We start from the raw sequence: 3,461 nt of genomic DNA, 5'->3' as shown, positions 1-3,461 counted from the left end.
CGCGCGGGTTCCGCTCACTCTGACCCCCCGCTGGTCGATGGTGACGAGGTTCCGTACAGGTGGTACTCCTGCGCGATGCCTGCTCGGTGCAGTTCTGCCAGCTGCTCGTCGGTGACGGTCTGGCCGAAGATCTGGGTGGATTTTCCCCCGTCCCAGTTGTAGCGGTCATACGTCGAGACAGTTGTTGTCTGCTCGTAGGTCCACTCGCCACCCGGGGACGTAGGGGGCTGGACGGTGACCTGCCCTTGCAGGCTGTACCGGAAACCGCCCGTGGCGTAGTACCAGTTGGTGCTCTCGTCCTGCTTGGCGTAGTAGCCCTTCCACCCCGTGCTCACCGGGAACGTCACGGGCTCGGTCACACTGGCGGCTCGGGCTCGCGCAAGCGCCTCGGTGGTCAACAGCGATTGCGACCTCGCCACTTCGTCACTCAACCCCGGCAGGTCCACAAGCATCTGGTCCACGTCCTGCTCCAGGGGCCGCCCGCTGTTGCCGAGGAAATGCCGCAGATTCTCTGAGGCGTTCGGCCATTTCCACTGCAGGGCGGTCGCGGCGGCCAATGCTGCCTGGTGGGTGAGGTAGTCATCGGGCCAGGCGAACTCGCTGTTGTGTTCGCCCGCGCCGGGGTCCGCGTCGGGCCACGGTGGGGCTTCTGGCATCGGGATGGTCGTGCCAGGAACCATCGGTCCGAGCCCGTCGGGGTACGACGTCCCGTTGGGCTCGGGGTCGTGCTGCGGGTTCCGCACACCGGCCTGTTCGGCGAGGTGCCTGGCTCGTTCCGTGAGCCCGGGGCCGTCCTCCCAGAGGGTCGTCGCGCACGCCGCTGCGGCTACGGCGACCCGCCGCATGACGTCGTCGTAAGCGTTCGCGAGGCCCACCGCTTCGCGGTGGAGCACCGTTTGCCGTGCGAGGCACCGCAGGTAGTCGGCGACGCCGTCCGCACTGGGTGCGGCGATGAACGCCCGGGCAGCCGCGTCGGTGCTCGCGCGTGCCGCGGAGACCGCGTTCTGCCGGTCGCGGAGCTCGTCGATCTCCGCCCGTGCGGCGACGATGACGGCCCGGTACTGCTCGACAGCCATGACGGTCGACCGCAGACGTGCCGCGGAGTCCTCCGCTGCGGCGATGCGGGTCCTGAACGCGGTGTCCGCCGCCTGCGCGGTGATACCCGACCAGTCGACGAGCGCCACGCTCCGCGCCGAGGCCAACGTGTCGCCCAGCTCAGCGAGGTGGCTCGCGGAACGCTCGAGAACTGCCCGGCGTTCCTCGAGCAGGGCCGGCTCGTCCGTCGGGTAGGCGAACGTCGTGCTCACCGGGCACCCATCTTCGCCGGCAGAACCCCCGGTTGCCCGCTGAGGGCCCGCTGCCCGGTCCGGAGCCGGTCCGTGACCCGCTGGTCCACACGCTCGTAGGCATCGGCGTTGTCGCGCAGCGCCAGTGCCGCGTCGGCGGCCTGCCCGGCGAGCGCTGTGACCCGCCCGGACCACCACCTCACCGACGCGTTCAGGTCGGCCGCGACCGTCGGTGCGGGCCCTGACGGCATGGGCGCAGCCCCCGTCAGGGGGTTGGGCGGCGTCCCGCGGCGCTCGAGGATCCCTGCGGCCTCCCGCAGTGCTCCTGGCTCTGCGTCCAGCTGGTTCACGCACCCACCCCCCGATCCGGCGGTGAGGTTATCAGCCGACCTCAGCGCATCCCGACACCGTTGTGGACAGCCCTCCACCACCGGGGTGACGGGGTGGTCAGGTCACCAGCCCTCGGCGGTAGGCGTAGACGACTGCCTGCACGCGGTCGCGCAGGTCGAGCTTGGTGAGGATGCGTGAGACGTAGGTCTTCACCGTCTCCTGGCTGAGGACGAGCGTGACGGCGATCTCGGCGTTCGACATGCCCGCGGCTATGAGGTGGAGCACCTCTAGCTTGCGCGGTGTGAGCGGCACGTCGGCTTCCGTGGCCGGCGGCCGGAGGCGGTCGGCGTACCGGCCGACGAGCCTGCGTGTCACCTCTGGGGCGAGCAGCGCCCCGCCGCTCGCGACCGTCCCTATCCCGTCGAGCAGCTGCGCGGGTGGCGCGTCCTTGAGCAGGAAGCCGCTGGCCCCGGCCGCGCTGCGCACCGATGATCGTCGTGAAGTCTGCACGGATGAGCGCCTGCTCGTCGCACACGAGCACCCGGGTCGGTGCCGTCACGCTGAACCACCGACGGGGATGCGCGCCCGGAGGACGAACGCGCCGCTGTCCTCACGCCCAGCGGTGAGCCCTCACCCAGTGCCACGACCCGCTCCGTCGCTGTGGGTGCTGACCCTCTCAAATCCCGCCCGGTCAGGTGCCAGGACGGCCGCCGGGTGTTGGAGTGCCGTCGCGGTGGCCTATCCGGTGCGTCGCAGACCGCACTGGCACCAGCGCGCGCACCGTGCCGCGCGGCATGATGACCAGATGAGCGCACGCGCTGGGTTGGACCACCTTGCTGAGCTGGTCAAGGTCCAGGGGGCGTTCCTCGACGGGGTCCGGCGCAGTGACCCCATGGCGCGAGTGGAGTCGTGCGGGCGTTGGCGGGTGCGCGACCTGGTGGTTCACCTGGCCGGGGTCCATCACTGGGCTGCCGCCGAGGCACGGAGCGAACCTGAGGTCCCGTTGGGTCGTGGCCCCGTCGACCTTCCCCACCTCTACGAGGAGTGTGCCCGTGAGCTCGTCGAGACCTTGACCGACCTGGGCCCCGATGCCGTCTGCTCGACGCTCGTCGGACGCGGGCCGGCGTCCTTCTGGCGGCGCCGCCAGCTCCACGAGACCGCCGTCCACCTGTGGGACCTGAGCCACGCGACCGGGGCGGAACCGACACTCGGCGCCGAGGACGCAGACCGCACATGGGTCCTGGGAGGTTCTGTCGACTCGGGCCCTTCCGCGACGGTCAGGGGCCCGGCGTCTGCCCTGGCCCTACTACTGTGGGGGCGTCTCAACCCGGACGCCTCGGCGCTGACCGTGGAGGGCGACGACTCCGCCCTGCACGCGGCTCTGGCCGAGCGCCTCACGCCCTGAACGCCCCGACGAAAGGCAGACATGGACCAGCGTCAGTTCGGTCGCTCGAAGGCGGTCATCGTCGGGATGCTGGTGGGGGCGCTGCTCGGGTGGGCTGCCGGGGCAGCACAGGGCCAGGTGCCGCCGTACATCGGAGGTGGCCTGGTGCTGGGGATGGTGATCGGGATGCTCTTCCAGAAGCAGCGGGCGGAGCGCACCAGCGGGCAATGAGCGGTCCCGCTACCTCACGCGGCAGGGAACGCCCGTGCCAGCGCACGGTGAATCTCCAGAATGGTGATCCCGTCGCCGCGGCATCTAGCGGGATCGGCGCACTTCCAATGGTTGGCTCCCTCGTCGGTAAGGGCGCCGCCAAGGTAGCACTTTGGAACCAGCGAGTGACTATTCGAGACGCAGCGACACGCGCCGAGAGGTACAGGTCGGCACGTTCAGGAACGGCAGGC

General features: G+C 70.4%; 5 protein-coding genes. 2 read left to right on the top strand and 3 right to left on the bottom strand.

Annotation, left to right across the window (positions count from 1 at the left end; all coding sequences use genetic code 11):
• Positions 1–14: 14 nt before the first annotated feature.
• From N869_RS16665 to N869_RS13660, 3 genes are all read right to left on the bottom strand, one after another.
• Complete coding sequence (locus N869_RS16665; protein WP_052105578.1) at positions 15–1,307, bottom strand: hypothetical protein; 1,293 nt, start codon at positions 1,305–1,307, stop codon at positions 15–17.
• A complete protein-coding gene (locus N869_RS13665; RefSeq protein ID WP_035062477.1) occupies positions 1,304–1,636 on the bottom strand; it encodes a hypothetical protein in 333 nt (110 codons plus the stop codon). The genes N869_RS16665 and N869_RS13665 overlap by 4 nt, the downstream gene beginning before the upstream one ends.
• Positions 1,637–1,733: 97 nt before the next feature.
• On the bottom strand, positions 1,734–2,102 hold the full coding sequence (locus tag N869_RS13660; RefSeq protein WP_232229748.1) for a response regulator transcription factor: 369 nt from the start codon (positions 2,100–2,102) through the stop codon (positions 1,734–1,736).
• A 319-nt stretch (positions 2,103–2,421) separates the two neighbouring features.
• Here N869_RS13660 and N869_RS13655 point away from each other — a divergent pair, with 319 nt between their 5' ends.
• Both N869_RS13655 and N869_RS13650 read left to right on the top strand, forming a co-directional pair.
• Positions 2,422–3,021, top strand: coding sequence for a maleylpyruvate isomerase N-terminal domain-containing protein (locus N869_RS13655; protein ID WP_035062476.1), 600 nt, complete (start codon positions 2,422–2,424; stop codon positions 3,019–3,021).
• Between the two features lie 21 nt (positions 3,022–3,042).
• Positions 3,043–3,231, top strand: a complete 189-nt coding sequence (locus tag N869_RS13650; RefSeq protein ID WP_035062475.1) for a hypothetical protein — start codon at positions 3,043–3,045, stop codon at positions 3,229–3,231.
• Positions 3,232–3,461 lie beyond the last annotated feature (230 nt).

Origin of the sequence: Cellulomonas bogoriensis 69B4 = DSM 16987 (genome assembly GCF_000767165.1) — a bacterium.
Classification (GTDB): domain Bacteria; phylum Actinomycetota; class Actinomycetes; order Actinomycetales; family Cellulomonadaceae; genus Actinotalea; species Actinotalea bogoriensis.
Note: the sequence above shows the minus strand (reverse complement) of the source record. Positions and strands in the feature narration are given on the sequence as shown.

Coding starts and splice junctions, on each gene's coding strand:
- N869_RS13655 (WP_035062476.1), top strand. CDS start 2,422: ATGAGCGCACGCGCTGGGTTGGACCACCTTGCTGAGCTGGTCAAGGTC.
- N869_RS13650 (WP_035062475.1), top strand. CDS start 3,043: ATGGACCAGCGTCAGTTCGGTCGCTCGAAGGCGGTCATCGTCGGGATG.